This is a genomic window from Gimesia chilikensis (assembly GCF_008329715.1).
Taxonomy (GTDB): domain Bacteria; phylum Planctomycetota; class Planctomycetia; order Planctomycetales; family Planctomycetaceae; genus Gimesia; species Gimesia chilikensis.
Window position 1 is genome coordinate 1 of the sequence record NZ_VTSR01000011.1, and the last position, 20,638, is coordinate 20,638.

The 20,638-nt window shown below is 51.6% G+C and carries 1 protein-coding gene; it reads right to left on the reverse strand.

Features of this window, described 5'->3' with window-relative positions; all coding sequences use genetic code 11:
• On the reverse strand, window positions 1–20,163 hold a 20,163-nt coding region (locus tag FYZ48_RS15790; protein ID WP_149342006.1), incomplete at its 3' end, for a hypothetical protein.
• Between the last annotated feature and the right edge of the window lie 475 nt (window positions 20,164–20,638).

Here is a 20,638-nt window from a genome sequence, read left to right on the forward strand (position 1 = left end):
GTTGATCGTGTCGTCGCCGTCGGTGCCGGTGACGTTCAGATCGTCGATGTTGGCATAAGTCACATCGGTGCCGGCAGAACTGGAGATTCCCTCGATGGTTGTCGAGGTGACTTCGAACGTGTCGCCGGTAGCATCGCCGGAATCGATCACCGTTAAAGTGTCGACTCCATCTTCACCGTCCACCGTCAAGGCTGCGAAGATGTTGTCCACCGTGCTTCCAGCATCGAAGATCTGGAACAGATCGTCACCCAGGCCGCCCAGGAGGCTGACGCTGGTGACACCCGCGGGTGTGCTGCGGACACGGATCGTATCGTTGGACACATCGTCAGCAGCGAACACGTCGTCGGCATCCAGTTCCACGCTGGTCAGCGTCGTCGCTGAGTCCAGAGCGATCAGATCGATCAGTTCCGCACCGGTTCCCGAGACAACCTGCAGGTCGGAAAAGCCGTCGAAGACCAGAGCGGTGAAGCCACCGTTACCGGTGATCTGGGAGACGCCGTCGGCGGGAGTGCCGTCGTCGTTGATATTCAGGCCGGTGGTGGCTGGTGTGGAAGAAGCGTCGACTCGCAGGCCGCCGTTCGCAGCACCAGAGAACCCGACCCCCTCGACGTTGCCGAAGGAAAGTCCCAGATCGATGTCGGTGTCCCCTACTGCAGAGGCACCAATGTTACCGCTGCCCAGGCCGTCGATCACATCCGAGAAGTAACCGGCATTGTGATCGGTGATGAAGTTCACGTTGATCGCGTCGGTTCCGTTCTTACCGTCGTAGTGAATCGTAATGTCGTTCACATCGTAGGTATTGGGATTGAACTCGTCTTCCAGGAATGTTTCCGCAGCCAGGTTCAGGTGTGCCCCGTTGGAACCAGGGATTCCTGCGGGTGCGGCTGTGGCGAAGAACGGCAGACCGCCCGCAGTTTCGTTGATGCTCAACGTATCGTTGTCAGCAGATCCCAGTACGGTGAAGGACAGAATATCCGCATCGTTACCGGTAAAGAAGTTGCTGCCATTGATGTCGATCAGCAGGTTGGTGCCGCCGGCATCCAGACCAACGTCGATCGTATCGGCCGCGGCATCCTGAAAGCCGGAGGCAAACATGTCCAGCACCAGGTGGTAGGCCCCCGTCGAGGTGTTGACATTTTCGATGCTGCTGTAGGTTACTGGCTGTTGCAAGTCGGGAGCCTGGAAGCTGAACTGTCCTGAGCCAGGTCCCATTCCCAGTGTCAAAACCGGTGCATTGACCAGACCAGTGAAGTCCATGTTGAGGACGTCGCCGGGAACGGCCGGCAGAGTGGGATCACCACCGATGATGGAGATGGGTGAATCTCCAGTCGGCAGAATATTGAAAGTATCGTCGTCGTCACCACCATAGATCAGGGTCTGTGTCGCGTCGACGTTACCCAGAAGATCAATAGTGGCACCAACGGCATCGGGATCACCGATGGCTGGATCGGCGATGATTGAGATGGTCGTGTCTGCGATCACAGAAGCACCGACATTGAGCAAGAAGTTGTCTCCTGAATTGAGGCTCACTTCACTGCCCGTTGATTCGACGGTGACACCTGTGTTGATTGTCAGGTCATCCCCGGCACCTGCAGAATCGGCTGCCGTCAGTGTGACGATTCCGCTTGCGGTAACGTCACTGGCAACCGTCAGCGGGCTGGTCGCGGCAACAAAGACCTGCCCGGCACTTAATGTACCGGCTCGGACGCCAACCAGACTATCGACGGTGCCTATTTCCAACGCCCCTGTATTAGTGAGAATGATGTCACCCAAAAAAGAAACTGCTGCCACGCGAGTAACTGCCATATCGATGTCAGAGACACCGACTGCTCCAGAACCATAAATGGCTCGCAGGGCAACTTCGTCACCAGTGATCAAAGCAGCTTCACCTGCCGTGTTATCAATGATCGTACCGCTCACTGCCGTAATGGATATCGTTCCGCCAGCACTTTGCAGGTCAGCGATACGCAGGTCACCGTCTCCCCTTACATCCAGATCACCACCACGGGCATTGACAATTCCACCTTCATATTGCGTGAAGGTACCGGTGCCGAAGCCAAGATTAGCCGTCAAGGTGACTACCGCTGCGGAGGTCGTATCGACGACCGATGTTGCTCCCAATAAGAGATTGTTATCAGCAAACAGGGTAATCTCACCACCGTTAGTCTGTACGGTGCTATTGACGTTGATGTCACCCTCTGCGGCTACCAGAATCCCCAGAGAAGGCGCACCGGTTGCTTCGATCCCCTGATTGATATTTAACGTACCGCCGATGCCCAGATCAATGTCCCCCTCAGCGGTAATACCAGAGAGCCCGTCAACCGTGCCGATTTCCAGATTTCCTGAATTGTCGATCCTAAACGCACCACCTGTTGCACTGGCAGCCAGCGTATTCAAGTCTGTTTCAATTCCCGTAATACCACCGGCTGCATTCGCACGCAGGGCAGCCCGATCTGCGGTGATTTGAGCATTCCCCGTCAGGTCATTGATACCGCCGCCGGTAGCCGTCACACGGACTTCACTGTTTGTGGTCACATTCAAGGATTCCACATTTAAGTTAGCGGTTAAGTCAATATCACTGGCACCGGCATCAATCGAACCGGCTGCAGCAAAGGTAATATCGGCGAATGTCGAATCAATATCCACACTGCCCGTAGTGGTAAACGTGCCATTCACGAAGACCTGACCGCCAGTCAGATCCAACACACCCGCTCCGATGTCAACCGTTCCCGTGTTGATGATATCATCAGTGCCGGCGTTGACCGTCAGGTTGGCAGTAAAGGCAGCATCAACCCCATCAAGATTCACGGTATCGGCACCACTGCCGCCACTGGCTTCGGTGTTGATAGTCAGCGTTCCGGTGGGATGTGTGAAGATGACCGATTCCCCGAGCGTGGAATCAATCTGCGATTGGCCTCCAATTCCACCATCAGTGAGTGAAATCGTTTCGGCAGCGCCTAAGAAGCTGAAGATACGATCGGTGGCGGCAATCGTATCGATTACCGGTTCCAGACCAGTGTAGGTAATTGTCGCGGTTGCTTCGCCATCGAAGAAGATCGATCCGTCATTGGCATTCGTAAAGCGGTGTTCGACTGTTGTGGCGAGCCCGTCGAGAATTTCGAGCACATCGCCATCACCATCTTCACCGCCGGTTCCGCCATTGAAGAAAATTCCCCCAGAAGGGTCAAACAGAGCTCCCGTGGGATTATTAATCACCAGGCGATCATCGCCGTCCAATCCATTGTATGTAAAGCTAGTAATACCGGAGAAAGCAATCACGGGACCACTATTGATCTGGTAAGTTCCTGAGTCAGCACCAGTCGCATTGATCGTCAGAACATCATCGGCTGCAGTTCCGTCTACAGTGAGGTCTGGCGAGGCAGTGAGCTCATTTTGTGTTTCAATTCCATCATATGTTATATTGGCGAATCCACCTGTCGTGGTAATCGAACCGCTGGAAGCGTCAATGGGGTTCAGTGTGGAAGTTTCTCCGGCAGGAGTTGTATAGTTCAAGACATCCCCGGGCAGTATGGAAGGGGCATCCCCATAAATATCTATTGCGATATCTGAATGAGGGCTAACCTGAATCTGATCAGCACCACTACCGGTTCTGACATCAAGATAATCGATATTCTGCACACCAACTGAGATCAGGCTGGGATTTATAGTTGTTGTCAGAATTCCACCAATTGTGTCAATGATTGTATTATCAGCGCCCGATGTCCCATGGACAATCACATGATCCGAACTGGATGATCCCCGGCCATCAATGAGCAGACTACCTGCAAGACCGTCAAAGGATATCTGATTGCTGGTGTTGATATCGGTGATCAGAACCTCATCTGAATCAATGGGGGATACGCTGAGAAAATCATCACCCCCGGCCCGGCCCAAAATGGTCAGGTTGTCATTTCCACCGGCGGAGGAGATCGTTGCATTGTTCATGCCGTTCCCAAGTTCCACACTGATGTCATCGGTGCCAACTCCTGTGTTCAATGTGAGCTCACTTAAAGCAGCGGTATCGAAGTCAAAACGGACACCTGCTTCACCTGCGCCATCAATGAACCCAGACCCAAGACCGAAATTGCGGATCAGAATTGTGTCTCCTGTCACATCACCAGAGTCGTCCAGAATCAACTGGTCGTTGCCCAAAAAGCCATTCAACCTTAAGTGACTCTGAATTCCATCAACGGTTCCCCCGTCGTTGGCAGTACCCCCGTTCGAATCGATGATCACTGTATCATCCTGAATATAGCCATTCACCTGGATTTCGGTTCCTGCTGTCAGGATTCCGTTGAGATTGGCAGTTGCTCCTAGAAGATCGGAACTTAAATAATCGATAAAAATTGCCAGTATGTTGACAGCCTCAACGGTAATGCCCTGGCCAAGATTCAAATCATCTCCGGCTTCTAAAATCAGGTTTGAGGCTGTACTGGAGATGTTTGCGTTGATATTGAGATCTTGTCCGGTATCGGAAGCGTCGAATGTGGTCAAGCTGATAGTCTGGCCGGTTACGGCCTGGGAGACTGTCAGCTCACCCGTTGTTGTCAGAATTAAAGATCCCTGTACCGACAAGCCACTTAATCCATCAACCGTGTCAATATCGAGATCACCTGAGTTGTCGATTGCCAGATCACCCATGTCATTGCTGGCGGCAATAACATTCAGGTCTGTTTCAAGATCTCCCGCTCCCCCGGTACCAATGGAAAGCATGGCCCTGAGTACAGCACGATCGGCAGTAATACTGCTGCCAGCGTCTTCGTTTGCATTTGAGTCGATGATCGAACCTGACACCGCTGTAATCCTGACTTCTGTCGTCGTGGTGACAGAGCCAAGTTCTACGTTGTTCCCCGCGATTAACTCGATTTCTCCCGTGCCGGCGTTAAGGCTACCTCCACCGCCAATAAACGCGATGATGTCACCGGCATTAAATGCCAGATTACCGGTGCTGGTCACTGCTCCATTGATATTGATGTCATCTGAAGAAATGGTGGTGCTTCCACTACCCAGATTGAGACCATGTGCCAGATTAACGGTGTCGTCGTCGGCTTCTCCGTTGATGATGATATTGGCGGAGAAGGCTGCGTCGAGAGAATCGACATTCACAATGTCATCACCGGCTCCGGCGTTGATTGTCAGCGTTCCCGTGGGATTGAAGAAGGTCAATACTTCACCCGAGGTCGAGTTGACGGTTGTCTGACCGCCGCCTGCATCGGTTACTGTAATGGTTTCGCTGTCTGCTCCATAGTTGAGCGTCACGTTTGTTGCATTCACCATCGATGTGATTGGTTCCAGTCCCGTGTAGGTCAGGAAGTTTGTTCCCGATCCGTTTAACTGGACGCTACCGTCAGAGGCATTCGTGAAGAAGTATTCTATGGACGAGAGGCTGCCCCCTTCGAATGCGAGGGTATCATTTCCGCCTGCACCACCGTTGAAGATGATTTGCAGAGGCGTGTTTTCGTCGATGCCGGTCATGTCGACAATCAGTGTGTCGTCCTCGTCTGGTTCACCCTCAATGACGAGGGGACCACCCAGGGCATTCATAGGGACGTTGTAGATCACTTCACCTGAGTCGACGTCGGTCAGGATCAGGTGAGAGCCTGATAACTCGAGTCGATAGTTATTTGACTGACTGTTGACGGGCAGAGTGATTTGCGGCGTGGAATCTTCGACGATAATCGCGACGTCATTACCGTCTCCCCCCAGGTAGGTCAGGAAAGCACTTTGGCCGATTACGCCGAGGAAGTCTGTGAACTCATAGCCTTCAGCCAGTCCAGCGAAAATGCCGACGACGGGATCGGGGCCATCGTTGGCGAGCATTAGAAACTGATCGCCTTCGGCGGGATCAAAACCATCGATCAAGTTCAGGATGGCGCTTCCCAGATTCAGAGTGCCGTTGACGATGAGTTGATCGAAGCCGGTTCCGGCAGTGGTGCCGTTGAGTTCGAGTTCCAGAACGTCATCGGTATTCAAAGTCAGGTTGCCGTTGATGATGACCTGACCGGGACTGTTTCCAGGGGCCAGGGTCACACTCATGTCGGTGCCCGTTGCGGTCGTGTCAATGTTTTCGGTGTAAGTTCCGCTTTGAATGAAGAGGGTTCCGGAATCGTCGAGCAGGTCGAGTGCGTTCAGGATGCGGGACCCGGTTGCCGGTTCGCTGCCGAAGTCATGTACGCTGAGGCTGGATGTGTCGGGTTGGAATCCGGGTGTCACACCATCGGTATCAGCACCACTGGTAAGAATGGTGGAGAAATCGATGGAACCGTTTGTGTTTCCACCGCCGTCCATGACCCCCACAATGCCAGCGGCAATCACCGAGGCATCTGTCGTGCCCCACCAGTTCCGCAGCGCGTCGAGATTCGCCTGAGAATTCTGCGCGAAGAAGATCAGCCCATCATTGTTCACAATGCTGTTGTCACGCACGATGACATTGGTGGGGAAGTCGGAGGGGTTTTTGCCGATACGAATGGCGTAGTTGGTGTCGGTGCCGGAGACCGCAGCGAGGTTGTCATGAATCAAGTTGTTCGTGATCTCGACATTGTCGACGGTTTCGCTGACATAAATCACACCGTTATTACTGCTGCTGCCGCTGACGTCGTTGCCACTGACGACCACGTTCGAGCGGCCGATGGTGATACCGTCCTGCAGGGAATCAATCACCGTGTTATTGATAATGTACGAGGTCTGCGTGTTATAAGTGCCGGAGAAGTCATTGACTTTGATGCCGTCGTTATTATTCAGGTGCCCCAGATCCAGGTAGTTTCCTTCAATGGTGATGGCCTCGGAATCATCCACGAAAATCGCGGCGTTTGTGCTGCGGATATTACGCATTTCGTTGAAGCGGATGCTGCTGTTGCTGGCGGTGTCGAAGTTGGTACCGTCGCCTTCAATATCGAAGATGTAGTTGTATTGGATAGTGGAGTTACTGGCATTGACCAGTTGGACGCCTTCGTCGCCGGTTGAATTATGAATGATGTTGAATTGAACCGTGATATTACCGACGGGATTACTGCTGCGAACGAGATCCCCGGTACCATTGGTGATGACCAGGCCGTCCAGGGTGACATCGTCAGCATCAATCAGGAAAATGCGACTCAGTGATCCACTGCCATCAATAATAGTTTCGGTGGTGTCGTCGGTTTCATCTCGCAGAGAAGCGGTGCCCGGACGTGGGTCGACGCCGGCTTGTGCGCCCTGAATGGTAAGGGCGTTGGTAACCGTGATGGTTAAGCTCGGTGTATATGTGCCTGCTGCGATCTGGACGGTACCGCCGGCAGCCGAGAGATCGACGGCATCCTGAATCTCCGCACCACCCGTCGATCCGAGTACATTTACGTTTGTCGCATTTCCGGTAATTGTTGAGGAATCCAGATCGCTGTCAAGATTGACGATAGCGGCATTAAAATCAATTGAGTTCGCGGTCACATCTTCGGTGACGGTAATCGCTCCGGAACTCTCAACGGAGATGTTACCATTCGTGGCTGTCAGACCAGGGAGACCGTCGAAAGAGCCAATTTGCAAGGCACCGGTGTTAATGATGCGAATGTCGCCTGTGGTGGAACTGGCAGATAAGAGGTTGACCTGCGTTTCCAGCTCGGGGCCATCGAAACCGATGTCTTCAAAAGCACGCAGTGCTGCTCTGTTTGCCGTGATATTCACTGCCGCCCCATTATCGTCAATGATGTGGCCCGTCATCGCTGTGATTACAACATCGCCGGTAGTCGTGACGTCCATCAGTGCCACGGCAAGTCCTGCGATCAGGGAAATATTGCCAGCCCCTGTGTTGATGGATGCGTCATCAAGCATGACGATTGAACCGTCAGCATTGGCGGTCAGTGCCCCCGTTGAGACCGTGTCCCGGAAGACAATAGCGGTGTCTGACTGCAGGTCCAGAGCATAGGCACCAGTTACACTTCGGAAGAAAGAGAGGTCCGATCCGGCATCAATGATCGTGTTTGTTCCCAGGGTTACATCACCAGAATAGGACTGACTACCCCCTGACGTGATACTGCCTCCGTTTAAATTGACCGCTTCGACGGCAAAAACAATACGGTGTGACTCGCCAATCGATAAGGCGGAGTTCACGTTCACAGTGTCGTTGGTTCCACCTTCACCATAGATGACTAACTGGGCACCATAATCTGCAGCAAGCGAATCAATGTTAAGAGTGTCGTCTCCGTCGCCGGTAAAGATGGCAAATACTTCAGTGGGAGCAGCAAAGGTAACCATTTCCCCGGCAGTCGAATCAATGGATGTCAGACCGCTTCCTGCATTAGTGACCGTGACCGTTTCTGCGGAATCAGAGTATTGGAAGATTCGCCATTCTGCCTCGATCGTGTCAATGATCGGTTCCAGTCCGGTATAGACAACAGTAGCAGTCATTTCACTGTCGAAGTAGATGCTGCCGTCACTGTCATTCACGAATTCATGTTCAACTCTCTCTGTCATTCCGCCCAGAATTTCGAGGGAGTCACCATTGGTTTCATTTCCGTCACCGCCGTTAAAGATAATGCCGTTAACAGGATCAAAAACTCCACCGGTGGGATTGTTGATCACCAGTCGGTCATCGCTGGCCAGCCCGTCAAAGGTTAAGTCGGTGATATTGGCGAAACTGACGATAGGACCGCCGTTCAACTGGTATGTTCCTGAATTAGAATTGGTCGCAGTGATGATCAATGTGTCATGACCTGAGGTACCAACAAGATTCAAGACCGGATTGTCGGCGAGAGTCAGACTTTCGATTTCGTCGAATGTGACACCCTGATAGCCACCAGTGGCAGAGATCGTTCCCCCGTCTGCACCGTCTGGAGAAAGGGAAGCGTTCGCACCGACAGGGGTGAGGTAGGTCAAACTATCGCCGGGAGAGATTACAGGATCCCCACCAACGATATTAATCGAAGTGTCCATACTGGGAGTGACTGTGATAGCGTCGGCAGCAGTACCTGTTGTGAGGGTGATGTTTTCCAGTGTGGTATAGTCGAAATCTGCCAGGCCGACTCCTGTAATCGAACCGGCGCCAGCAGGGACCGGAGCCGTTGCCGTTGTGATGGCGATCGTATCCCCAGTGGTATCTCCTGAATCATCCAGTATGAGTGTGTCTGAACCACTGGATCCGAGAATGGTAAATGCATTCTGGATATTATCTACGGTACCGCCGTCATTCGCGGCACCGCCATTACTGTCGATAACGATCAGGTCATCGTGAGAGCCTCCCAGGATCTGGATTCCGTCTGGGGCGATCAAAGTTCCAGTTAAGTAGGCAATGCCCCCTTCAGGATCGACTAAGCCGGAAGGATTCGTTCCCGTGTCAATGTAGATATACATACTGGTGGCTGCATTCAGAGTGACCCCGTCTGTGATATTTAAGATGTCTCCCGCAGTCAGATTGATGTTCGCAGCGTGGCTGGTGATATCCGCATTGACTGTGAGGTCATTCACTGCTGCGGCGCTATCGTCGACTGTTAAGAATACCGCTTCCTCGGCCTCGATTGTTGCGTTCACATTTAAGAATTCAGAAGAGTGAACTGAAACGATGCCTGTGTTGGATTTCAGACCGGATAATCCATCCACCGTACCGATATTTAAAGATCCAGTGTTAATGATCGCAATGTGATAGTCTGCGGTGGCAGCGATTGTATTCACCTGCATATCAATGCGGTCAGCGCCCATGGATCCGGTTGAACCGATTGCCGAGGCACTTCGTAACACAACGTTATTCGCGGTAATATTATTGGCGAGTCCATTGCTGTCATAAATACCGCTGATAGTGGCGGTGATGCTGACATCGCCTATTGTATTGATCTCTCCAATTCGAACCAGGCTGCCAGTCAATTCAATAAAGCTGGCTCCCGCATCGATACTCCCGGTCGCATACATAATGAGCGACGAGTTTGTTTCGATCGTAACATTGCCGGTCGTTGTGATGGCGTCATCGACAAATACAATACCCGCATCAAAGAGCAATTCACCAGAGCCAATATCGATCGCGCCATTCACTTCGATGACTCCCACAGCAACTGTGAGATCAGCATCAAAACCTGCATCGAGTCCGTCAAATTCGATGGTGTCGGATCCGATATTACTGGTGATCGTCAGAGATTGCGTGGGATTTACGAAGCTGACAGATTCACCGAGAGTGGAATCAATCAGAGTCTGGCCGGCGGGACCTGCATCGGAAACCGTAATGGTTTCAGTGACTGCATTAAAAGTGAAGTTGCGGTTTGTGGCTACGATCGTGTCTGTAATTGGCTCGAGGCCAGTATAGCTGATGAAAGGCGTTGCATTTCCATTCGCATAAATAAAGCCACTACTGTTGTTGGTAAACTGATGCTCGATGGTATCGGCAGTCCCGCCCAGAATATCGAGCGTATCGCCAAGCGTTTCGCCTCCTTCTCCGCCATTGAACGTGATTCCATTCAGTGGGGCAAATACTCCCGTGGTGGGATTGTTGATCACCAGGCGGTCATCACCGGACAGACCTTCGAATGTAAAGTTAGTAATATCGGCGAAATTGACGATCGGACCGCCGTTTAACTGGTAACTTCCCGAATTGGAACTGTTCGCAGTAATCGTTAGTATGTCATTTCCCGAGGTTCCTACAATAACGAGATTTGAACTAGCAGCCATGTTCAGAGTTTCGATTTGATCGAAACTTACATTCTCATATCCCGCTGTCGCAGAAACAGTCCCGCCAGCGGCGCCATCTGAAGTATTTGTTGTCGTCACTGCTCCCGGTGTGAGGTAGGTGAGTGTGTCACCGGGAGCCAGTGTGGGATCACCGCCAAGGAGGTCGATAACCGTTTCCAGATTTGGACTGACGGTGATGTTATCGGCAGCGATTCCCGTCGTTAGAGTGAGTTGATCCATCCCCGAAGTAAAGAGAATGTCCGCGATTCCCGCTCCGGTAACCGCACCTGAGCCTGAACCTGTTTCAGTGATCGCGATGGTGTCACCGGTGGTGTCTCCAGAATCATCAAGAATGAAGGAATCGGTGCCACCGATTCCATAGAACGTGAACTGATTCTGGATATTGTCTACGGTACCCCCGTCGTTTGTGGTTCCTCCATTATCATCAATGATGGCAGTATCATCGCTGACACCGCCGTAGAGACGGATGTCACTGATCGAAGTAAGAACGCCATTCAGGTTCGCGATTCCACCTTCCGCATCTAGTGCCCCTGCGGAACCAGTATCAATGTAGAGATAAATGTTTGTTGCAGCGTTCACCGTAGCTCCGGATGACACAGTGAGGATATCTCCCGCAGAGAGCCGGACGGTGTCTGTATTGCTGGTTACATCGGCATACACGGTTAGATCGCTGCCGGTGCTGGCGCTGTCGACGGCTGTGATGTAGACGGTACTATCAGCGTTTACATTCTCATTTACCGTCAAGTGATCGGACGCACTGATTGAAACCAGGCCGCCTGTCGATGCAACCCCTGTCAAACCATCATAATATCCGACTTCCAGAGCCCCATTATTCAGGACTGCAATATCTCCAGTCGCTGAAGCTGCCAGAGTATTGACCTGCAGATCAATGCGTTCGTTACCTGGTGATATGTGAGACCCGATATCATATGCACTACGCAAGGCAACGTGATCAGCGGTAATATTATTGGCCACATCGTTGACATCAAAAATGCTGACCAGAGTTGCGGTGACTGTCACATCCCCTGTCGTCGTGACTTCAGCCAGGTAAACCGAGGCTCCTGTCAGATCAATATTACCCGAACCGGCATTGATTCTGCCGGTGGTTTCCATGTCCAGGAATCCAACAGTATCTATTTCAACGTTCCCCATGGTCGTGAAAGCGGCTGCCAGATTTGCCAGGTCCACATCTAAGTCAAGATCTCCAGAGCCAATATTGGTTGCCCCTTTCAACTGGGCATAGCCTCCATTAATGATCAGGTCGGCATCGAAGGCGGCATCGACACCATAAATCTCAACTATGTCAGAACCAGTGTTGCCGTTGATCGTGACTGAACCGGTGGGGTTCGCGAAGCTAACGGATTCACCCAGCGTGGAGTCAATCAACGTCTGACCGGTGGTGCCGGAATCGGAAAGTGTGATCGTTTCATCGGCGCCTGTAAACGAGAAGATGCGGTCTGTCGCATCGATGGTGTCAATGATTGGTTCGAGACCCGTATATGTGATTGTGGCGGTGCCTGCTCCGTTGTAGAGAACGCTGCCATCACTGTCATTAGTGAAGCTATGTTCGACGGTTGTTGCTGATCCACCCTGGATTTCCAGTTTGTCGCCATTCGTTTCGTTTCCGCTACCGCCGTTAAAGGCGATTCCGTTAACGGGAGCAAATAGACTTCCGGTTGGATTGGTGATCTGCAGCAGGTCGTCTCCTCCGCCAGCATCAAATGTGAACGCGGTAACATTGTCCATGTTAACAAGGACGGATGGGACGGCATTACGAATCATCTGGAACGAGCCTGCATCTGAACTCGTCGCGTTCAACAGAAGCTGCTCACCAAATGAGCCTCCCACGACACGAATATCTCCTTCCAGGGAGACGGTCTCCATCTCGTCAAAATAGACGGATGCGTAACCGCCTGTTGGAGTGATGACACCAGCATCGTCTCCAAATGGTAAAAGCGAAGCTCTTTGTCCGGCGGGAGTAATATAATTGAAAGTATCGCCGGGGGAAGCGGGAGACATGGGAAATCCAGCTGTGATTCTGATATTGGTTCCCATGCTGGGAGTAACATTAAATGTGTCTGAACCTGAACCAGCATAGATGTTGACTTCTGAGCTGCTGGCAACAGTTCCCAGAAGACTCATATTGCCTCCTTCGGCTTCTGGATCTTCTGCTCCATAGGTATCCATGTGAATTACAAACGTTGTCGAGGCCAGGATGGAGGAGGTCACATCCAGCAGGAAGTCATCGCCGGCAAACAGGTAGATGCTACTGTTTGTCGACCGCACCCTTGCACCGTTTGTAATTGACACATCTTCGTCGGTCCCCGCTAAGTCACCGGTATCCAGCGAGACTTCGTCTCGGGCAGTGATATTTTCGGTAACTGAAATCGCCCCCGTATTATTGACCGTTACGGCTCCCTGCACTGCAGTCAGCCCCAGGAGTCCGTCAAAGGAACCGATTTGCAGATTGCCGATATTCTCGATGAGAATATCACCCGTATTTGAAACGGCAGCCAAGGTGTTGATCTGGGTATTCAGATAGTCTGAATTTTCGTAAATATTTCCTTGTGCGCGGAGTGCTGCGTGGTTCGCAGTGATGTTGTTGGCATCGCCGTTAATATCATAGATGCCGCCATTGACAGAAGTGATATCAACATCTCCGGTTGTCGTGAGTGAAGCGAGACCAATCGGGGCGTCTGCGGTTAAGGAGATATCTCCTGCCCCTGCATTGATTTCCACATCTGGTTCCATGTTGAATTGCCCATTGGAACTCGCCGTCAGGCCACTCGTTGTAATGTCTTCAAAGATCACCAGTTGATTGACAGCAGAGACATCCAGAGTAAAGGCACCGTTGACTGTTCCTTCCAGGAAGAGCTGGTCGCCGGCGTCGATTGTCGTATTATCACCCAGTACCACATCACCGGAGTAGTACTGACTGCCCGCACTGGTGATGCTGCCGCCGTTTAAGTTAATGGTTTCTGTGTTAAAGGACACAGAGGATGTTGAAGTGGTGGACAATGCTGAATTGAGATTCAAAATATCGTTGGCGCCATCCTGGCCGTTGATTCCCAGGTTCAAATTCAGATCTGCGGCCAGGGAATCGAGATTGAAGGTGTCGTCTCCCTCGCCCCCTTTAAGAGTCAGCGAACCTGTGATTGCAAAGGGGCCTTCGGCAATATTCGAACCGACGTTAATGGTATCATTTCCCGCACCTGCATCGATCTCAAACGCGATCGGTGCAGGCGGGACAATGCCCAGGGAATCGATATTAATGACATCACTCCCGCCACCAGAGAATAGATTTAAGAAGCTGGTTGGATTAACGAAGGTCACCAGCTCACCGGCTGTTGAATCAATGGTGGATTGACCGCTGCCTGCATCGGTGAGGGTAATTGTTTCTGAAGAGTCGGAGTAGTGAAACTCACGTCCGGTAGCCTCAATGGTATCAATGATTGGTTCCAGGCCGGTATAGACAATCGTCGCATTAAACTGATCGTCGTAATGAATGGCTCCTTCATTATCATTCACAAAGCGATGTTCGACGGTCCCTGCCGTCCCCCCCAGTATCTCGAGAGTATCACCGTTCGTTTCTCCGCCGGTACCGCCGTTGTAAATCACACCATCTACGGGATTGAACAGGCCGCCTGTGGGATTGTTAATCACCAGGCGATCATCGCCGTCGAGACCATTAAAGGTCAGATCGGTCAGATTGTTGAATGTGATGACAGGACCGCCATTCAACTGATAGGTGCCGGAATTGGCACTGGTCGCGGTAATAATTAATTCATCATCACCCGCGGTTCCCTCGATGGTCAGGTTTTCGGTAACGAGTGTGGTTTCAATTTCATCGAACACAACATCCTTATAGCCGACGATGTCGTCTACAATTGTGATCGTACCCCCGTCCGGTCCATCGGGGGTTAAGAGCCCAACTTCCCCAGACGGTGTCACATAAGTCAGCGTATCGCCTGGGGCTATAGTCGGGTCGCCACCGAGGATATTGAAGGCAGTGACAGTGTTGGGAGTGAGAGTAATATCATCAGCGCCAGTGCCTGTTGCCAGGGTTACCTGATCCACGCCGGAAGCGTACGTAAAGTCAACGAAGGAAGACGCTACCCCCTTGATCTGACCTGAACCGGGAGCCAGATCCAGGATCTCAATAGTATCGCCGGTGGTGTCTCCTGAGTCATCCAGGATGAAGGAGTCAAATCCTAAAAACCCATAAAACGTGAAGGGGAAGTCGAAGGCATCGAGAGTTCCTCCGTCATCATTCGTTCCGCCGTTGCTGTCAATGATGACCGTGTCATCGTGGTTTCCACCGCGCAATTCCAGAATAAAACCGAGCAGTGTACCGTTTATATTGGCCGTTCCCCCGGCAGGGTCGTTGGTTCCTGGTAAGCCAGCATCGATCAACATTTGCACTTCGCCGCCGCTGACCGTACTTCCCGTGGCAATGGTCAGAATATCGGCCGCGGAGAGGGTGACAATGGCGGAATTGCTGGTGACATCAGCATTGATCGTCAGGTCTTCGCCCGAGTTGGATGTGTCACCAGTCATCAGATCGACTGCGTCAATAGCATAAACGGCATCGTTAACTGTCAGGGCACCATTTGTGATTACATTGACCAGACCTTCGCTGGCGGTGAGACCTGAGAGGCCATCGACGGTTCCGATGATGAGGTCGCCTGAATTGACGAAACTCAGGTTGCCTGTATCAGAGGTTGCTGCCAGTGTGTTGGAGTTGATCTCAAGACCTTCCGAACCGGTCACACTGCGTAATGCGACCTGGTCGGCGGTAATGTTAACAGAGCTACCGTTGTAATCATAAATGGCTGTCGTATTCGCCGTGAGTGAGACATCTCCGGTGGTGGTCAAGCTTCTCAACTGGATCCAGCCCCCGGTCAGGTTAATGTCACCTGCTCCCGCATCAATACTGCCAACAAAGGAAGAGGCGAGCATCTGAATTTCGTATAGAGCCTGAATGTTGACATTGCCTGTCGTAGACAAGGCTGCAGCAATTTCCACACTGTCAACATCCAGATTCAAATCCCCTGAATTGAAATCCAGGTCTCGAATGAATTCAACGGTTCCCCCATTGATATTCAGGTCGGCATCGAAATCAAGCGCAAGGTCGTAGAATGTCAGCGTATCATCGCCCACCGTCGTGTTGATTGTCAGTGAACCGGTTGGAGATGAGAACGAAACAGAAGGCCCACCGTCTGAATCTACAGTGGTTGATACTGCAAATTCACCGTCAGAAATGATGAAATCTTCGTCGCCCGTGTTGTAAGTGAGAATACGATCTGTGACCGATACCTGATCGTTTACCGCAAAGACGGAACCGACTCCATTATAATTGATTGTGGCGGTACTTTCCCCGTCATAAAACAGACTGCCGTTCGTACTGGTGGTCATTCGGTGTTCGACTGTCGTCGCTGCTCCCCCCAGAATCTGAATGGTTCCGGTGTTGGCATTGTATGTCACGCCGTCGACTGGATCGAAGACACCTCCTGTGGGATTGATGATATCGAGTCGATCGAGACCTTGCTGACCGTTGAATGTAAAATCCGTAATATTCGAAAATTGAACAACGGGACCGTTATTGAGCTGGTAAGTTCCTGAATTCGAATTGCTGGCCGTGATCGTCAACACGTCACTGTTAAACGTGCCGTTGACAACCAGACTCGATGCCCCACTCATCGTCATATTTTCGATTTCATCAAAAGTGACATCCGCAGAACCACCAGTGACGCTGATGGTTCCTCCGTCTGAATCGATGGGAGTGAAAGTCGTTGTTTCACCTGTCGGAGTGAGGTAGGTCAACGTGTCACCGGGAGAAACAGAGGGATTACCGCCTACTACGCTGACAGGTGAATTCGCGCTGGGGGTGATATTAAACATGTCTTCATCAGCGCCGCCGGTGATGGTGGTTCCGGTCGCGGAAACGCCACCGACCAGGTCGACCGTGCTGCCAGCTGTATCCGGATCTCCGGCGCTGGGATCGACGTTGATGTTGATCGTGGTGCTGGCTGTCAGTGTTGCCAGTGCGGACAGGGTGAAGTCGTCGCCTGAGTTGAGCGTAATGTCGCTGACAGTACTGGTGATGTCGGCATTGATCGTCAGGTTGTCGCCAGCAGCTGCGCTGTCGACAGTGGTCAGTGTAACCGAATCGCCACTGATGGTCTGGTTGACCGTCAGCGGGCTGGCGGCGGTGATGCTGACATCGCCGTTGGTAGCGGTGACTCCGTCTAAGGAATCGACGGTACCGATCTCAAGGGCGCCTGTGTTGACAATTTCAATATTCCCATTCGCTACAGATGCGGCCAGGGTGTTGACACTGGTTTCCAGTGTGTCATCGGTGTATCCGCCGATATCGGTTCCCGCGCGGAGGACTGCACGGTCGGCATTGATGTTACTGGATTCGTCTGCCGAGTTGTCGGCGATGGCACCAGTCACAGCGGTCAAGCGTACTTCACCGGTGGTGGTAATATTGGTGAGCGCGATATTTTCTCCCGCAGTCATTTCCACATCGCCGGAACCGGTATTGATCGAACCACTCAGTTGACCGGCTACCGTTCCTGCATTCACCGTGAGTTCATTTACGGTCACATCGTCATAGAACACGACGAAACCATCGGATGTGACGTCCAGAGCGTGACTGCCGTTAACGGTAAAGTCAAAATAAATTCCCTCGCCGCCCGTATTGTTGATGACAGTATCGGCTCCCAGGGTGACATCACCGTGATAGGACTGCCAGACATAGCCGTTGGTTGTAATACTCCCGCCGTTCAGATTGATGTCTTCTGCAGTCAGCAGCAGGTATTTGTCGTCTGAGAGACTCAGTGATGTGTTGACATTCAATATATCATCATCATCGCCGCCAACGATGCGCAGTTCTCCACTGTAATTTGCTGCGAGCGAATCGATGTTGATAATGTCATCACCGCCGCCCGCATTGAGCAGCAGAACATCGGTCGGATCTATGAAGGTCAGCATTTCGCCCGCGGTGGAATCAACGGTGGTCATACCGCCGCCGGCATCGGTGATGGTGATAGTTTCGCTGGTATCACCGTAGTAGAGGACGACATTTTCGCTGTCCACCGTCGATGTGATTGGTTCGAGACCGGTATAGGTCAGGAATTCGTTCATCGGAGTATTCAATGCGATTCTGCCGTCACTGGCGTTGTCGAAATAGTAATTCATGGTTACCAGATCGCCGCCCGTCAGATTAAGCGCATCGTTTCCGCCGGTGCCACCATTGAAGACCACTTGCAGAGGAGTTGAATCATCGATACCGGTCAGGTCAATCGTCAGTGTGTCATCCTGACCTGGTTCGCCATCAATGATGAGGGGGCCTCCGAGCGCGCTCAAAGGCACGTTGAAGAGTATGTCGCCCGTTGTATCATCAGAGAGCATGACATGCTCACCGACCAGTTTTAGCGTATATTGATCAGCGGTGCCGTTGACGGGGAGCGAAGTCTGAGGTGTCGAGTCCTCGACAACAATCGCCAGATCATTACCATCGCCTCCTCTATAGGTGAGATAGGCACTCTGACCCGTGACACCCAGAAAGTCAGTGAATTCATAACCTTCGGTGAGTCTGGTGAGCGTGCCGTCCAGGAAAAATTCACCTTCGATCAGATCGGTTCCATCATTCTGGATCAGAATGAACTGATCTCCTTCGAGGGGGTTATAAAACTCCTGTAATTTCAGGAAGCTGTCATTAATCGAAACGCTGCCATTCACGACGAACTGATCGTAACTCGCACCGGCAGTATTGCCTGCGATCTGGAAATCGAGTGTGTCGCCAAAATCGAGACTCAGATCACCGTTCATGACAACCTGGGCTGCGCTGACTCCGATAGCGATTGTGACATCTTTGTCGGTTCGGGATGAAGTCGCATTAGCGTTTCCGAGATAGGTACCCGGGGTGATGAAGATGGTCCCTCCATCGGCAACCTTGTCGATTGCATCCTGAATCCGCGCGAAGGCATCGTAACCAAATTCAATCGCACCTCCAGGTCCATCAGGATCCTGTCCGACAACAGGATTACTGAAATTATCATCTACAAAGACGGTTGGAGAAAGGGGCGATGACGGACCAAACGCATAAGCAGAACCCGTTTTTACGATACCCGTCGTTCCACCATAATCATGCTCGTGTGCGTTGGCACCGACCACGATGGTGTCACCACTGATGGAAACGCTTCTTCCAAAATTAGTGTGGAGAGTCGGGTCCGAGGGATAAATTTTCTGCACGGGCGCTGACGTCCACCCTCCGGCCCCATTATAGATGTAAGCCGACCCCGCATTGGATATGAGATCATCATCAAAAACATTTCCTACGACAGCCAGATTTCCGCTGATGGAAACCGAATATCCGTACTGTTCATATTGGGCCGCATCAGCGGCTCGCAATTCGGCAACAATCCCCCAATTATTGAACTCGTCTGCTTCCAGGATGTATGCTGACCCTGCATTGACTGGATCCGGACGATAATTAGCTCCAACGATTGCAGTATTTCCGTCGATATCTACCGCCCAGCCGAATTGAGAACCCGCTACATTTGCAGAGACTTTCTGAGTTTCACTCCAGCTGTCATCTGAAACTTGAGGCGTACCCATACGATCTCGACTATAGAAATAAACAGCACCCGTACTTGAATCATCTCTATAAGAACCGACGATGATTGTATTGCCATCATCAGTCACAGAGACAGAGTTACCGAACCAGTCATCACCCGTTCCATCGGAAGCACGCAGTGTATTAACAGAATGAGAGCTCCAGGAATCGTCAGTTGAAAAAACATAAGTCGCTCCCAGGGGGTATCCAAAACTTCGATCAGAATGGACTCCCAGGACTGCAGTGTTGCCTTTAATGGCGACAGCGTTTCCAAACCCTTCCTGTCCCAGAGGCTCCATATCCTCAGACCTGGACAGAGTTGTCGTATAACTCCACACATCGTCTGTCAAATCATTGAAGGTACCAGAATCCATGCGTGTAAAAATATAAGCCGAGCTGGGACTGTCTCCGTCTGTAGCAAAAGGGGATCCTACAATGATTAAGTCCCCGTCGATGTCGACTGCGGTACCGAAGTTATCGTACTCGGGATTGGACAAACTGGGAGTAAGGAGAGTCGAATGAAAATCCCATGTATCATCGGTTTCGTTGCCAGGCGTATTGGCATCATTGCGAACATATATATAAACCGCCCCGCTATCGACACCTTGTGACGTATCTGCTTCAGGCGCTCCCACTACCATCCAGTCACCATCAACGGCGACTGCCTGGCCGGTCAAATCCAGGTGCCCCGGATTTGTTGCAGCGTCGGGTAGCAACTCCCCCTGAAACAGGGAGGTGAGCAATGTGCGGTCTTCCAGCGCTTCTGCTGTCGAAATTCTGTTTGTGACAACCGCATTCCAGCGTCGACGGAGGGAACGCCGTTCACGTGAGCGATAAACCGGGCGTTTCAAAATACGGGACGTAAGATTACCCAGCCAGTTCGTAAGCAGCATCCTGTCAACTCCTCAGTCAGTGAGATCTTAGTAAGTTAAATTGGGATGCGAATTCAGCCGGGATTCAAACTGGCCCGCGGATCCCTGTTTGGGCATTCCTTTAAGTGACACATAATTAGTCAGTTACAGAAACTACCCGGAATGAACATTTAGCACATGTATACACGTATCAATACTCTACCCTTATCCAATCACAGGACACATTACCACCCCACCTGACCCTAAATAACCTATTTTTCATTTTTATTGATACATTCGACATATGCGCATTCATCCTAATTCAACATGAATTCAGGATACAATCTATCAGATCTGCCTGGACCAAATCGCTCTGAAGTGCACAAGTGCGACGGTCTGGTGAACTTGTTGCAGTTTGTGCGGATCAGAATGATCTGCTGGTAAATAAAAAAAGCCCCCTGAGATCCGTAGATTTCAGGGGGCAAACGCCTGTCAGCTAATTCAGCTTGATAGATAC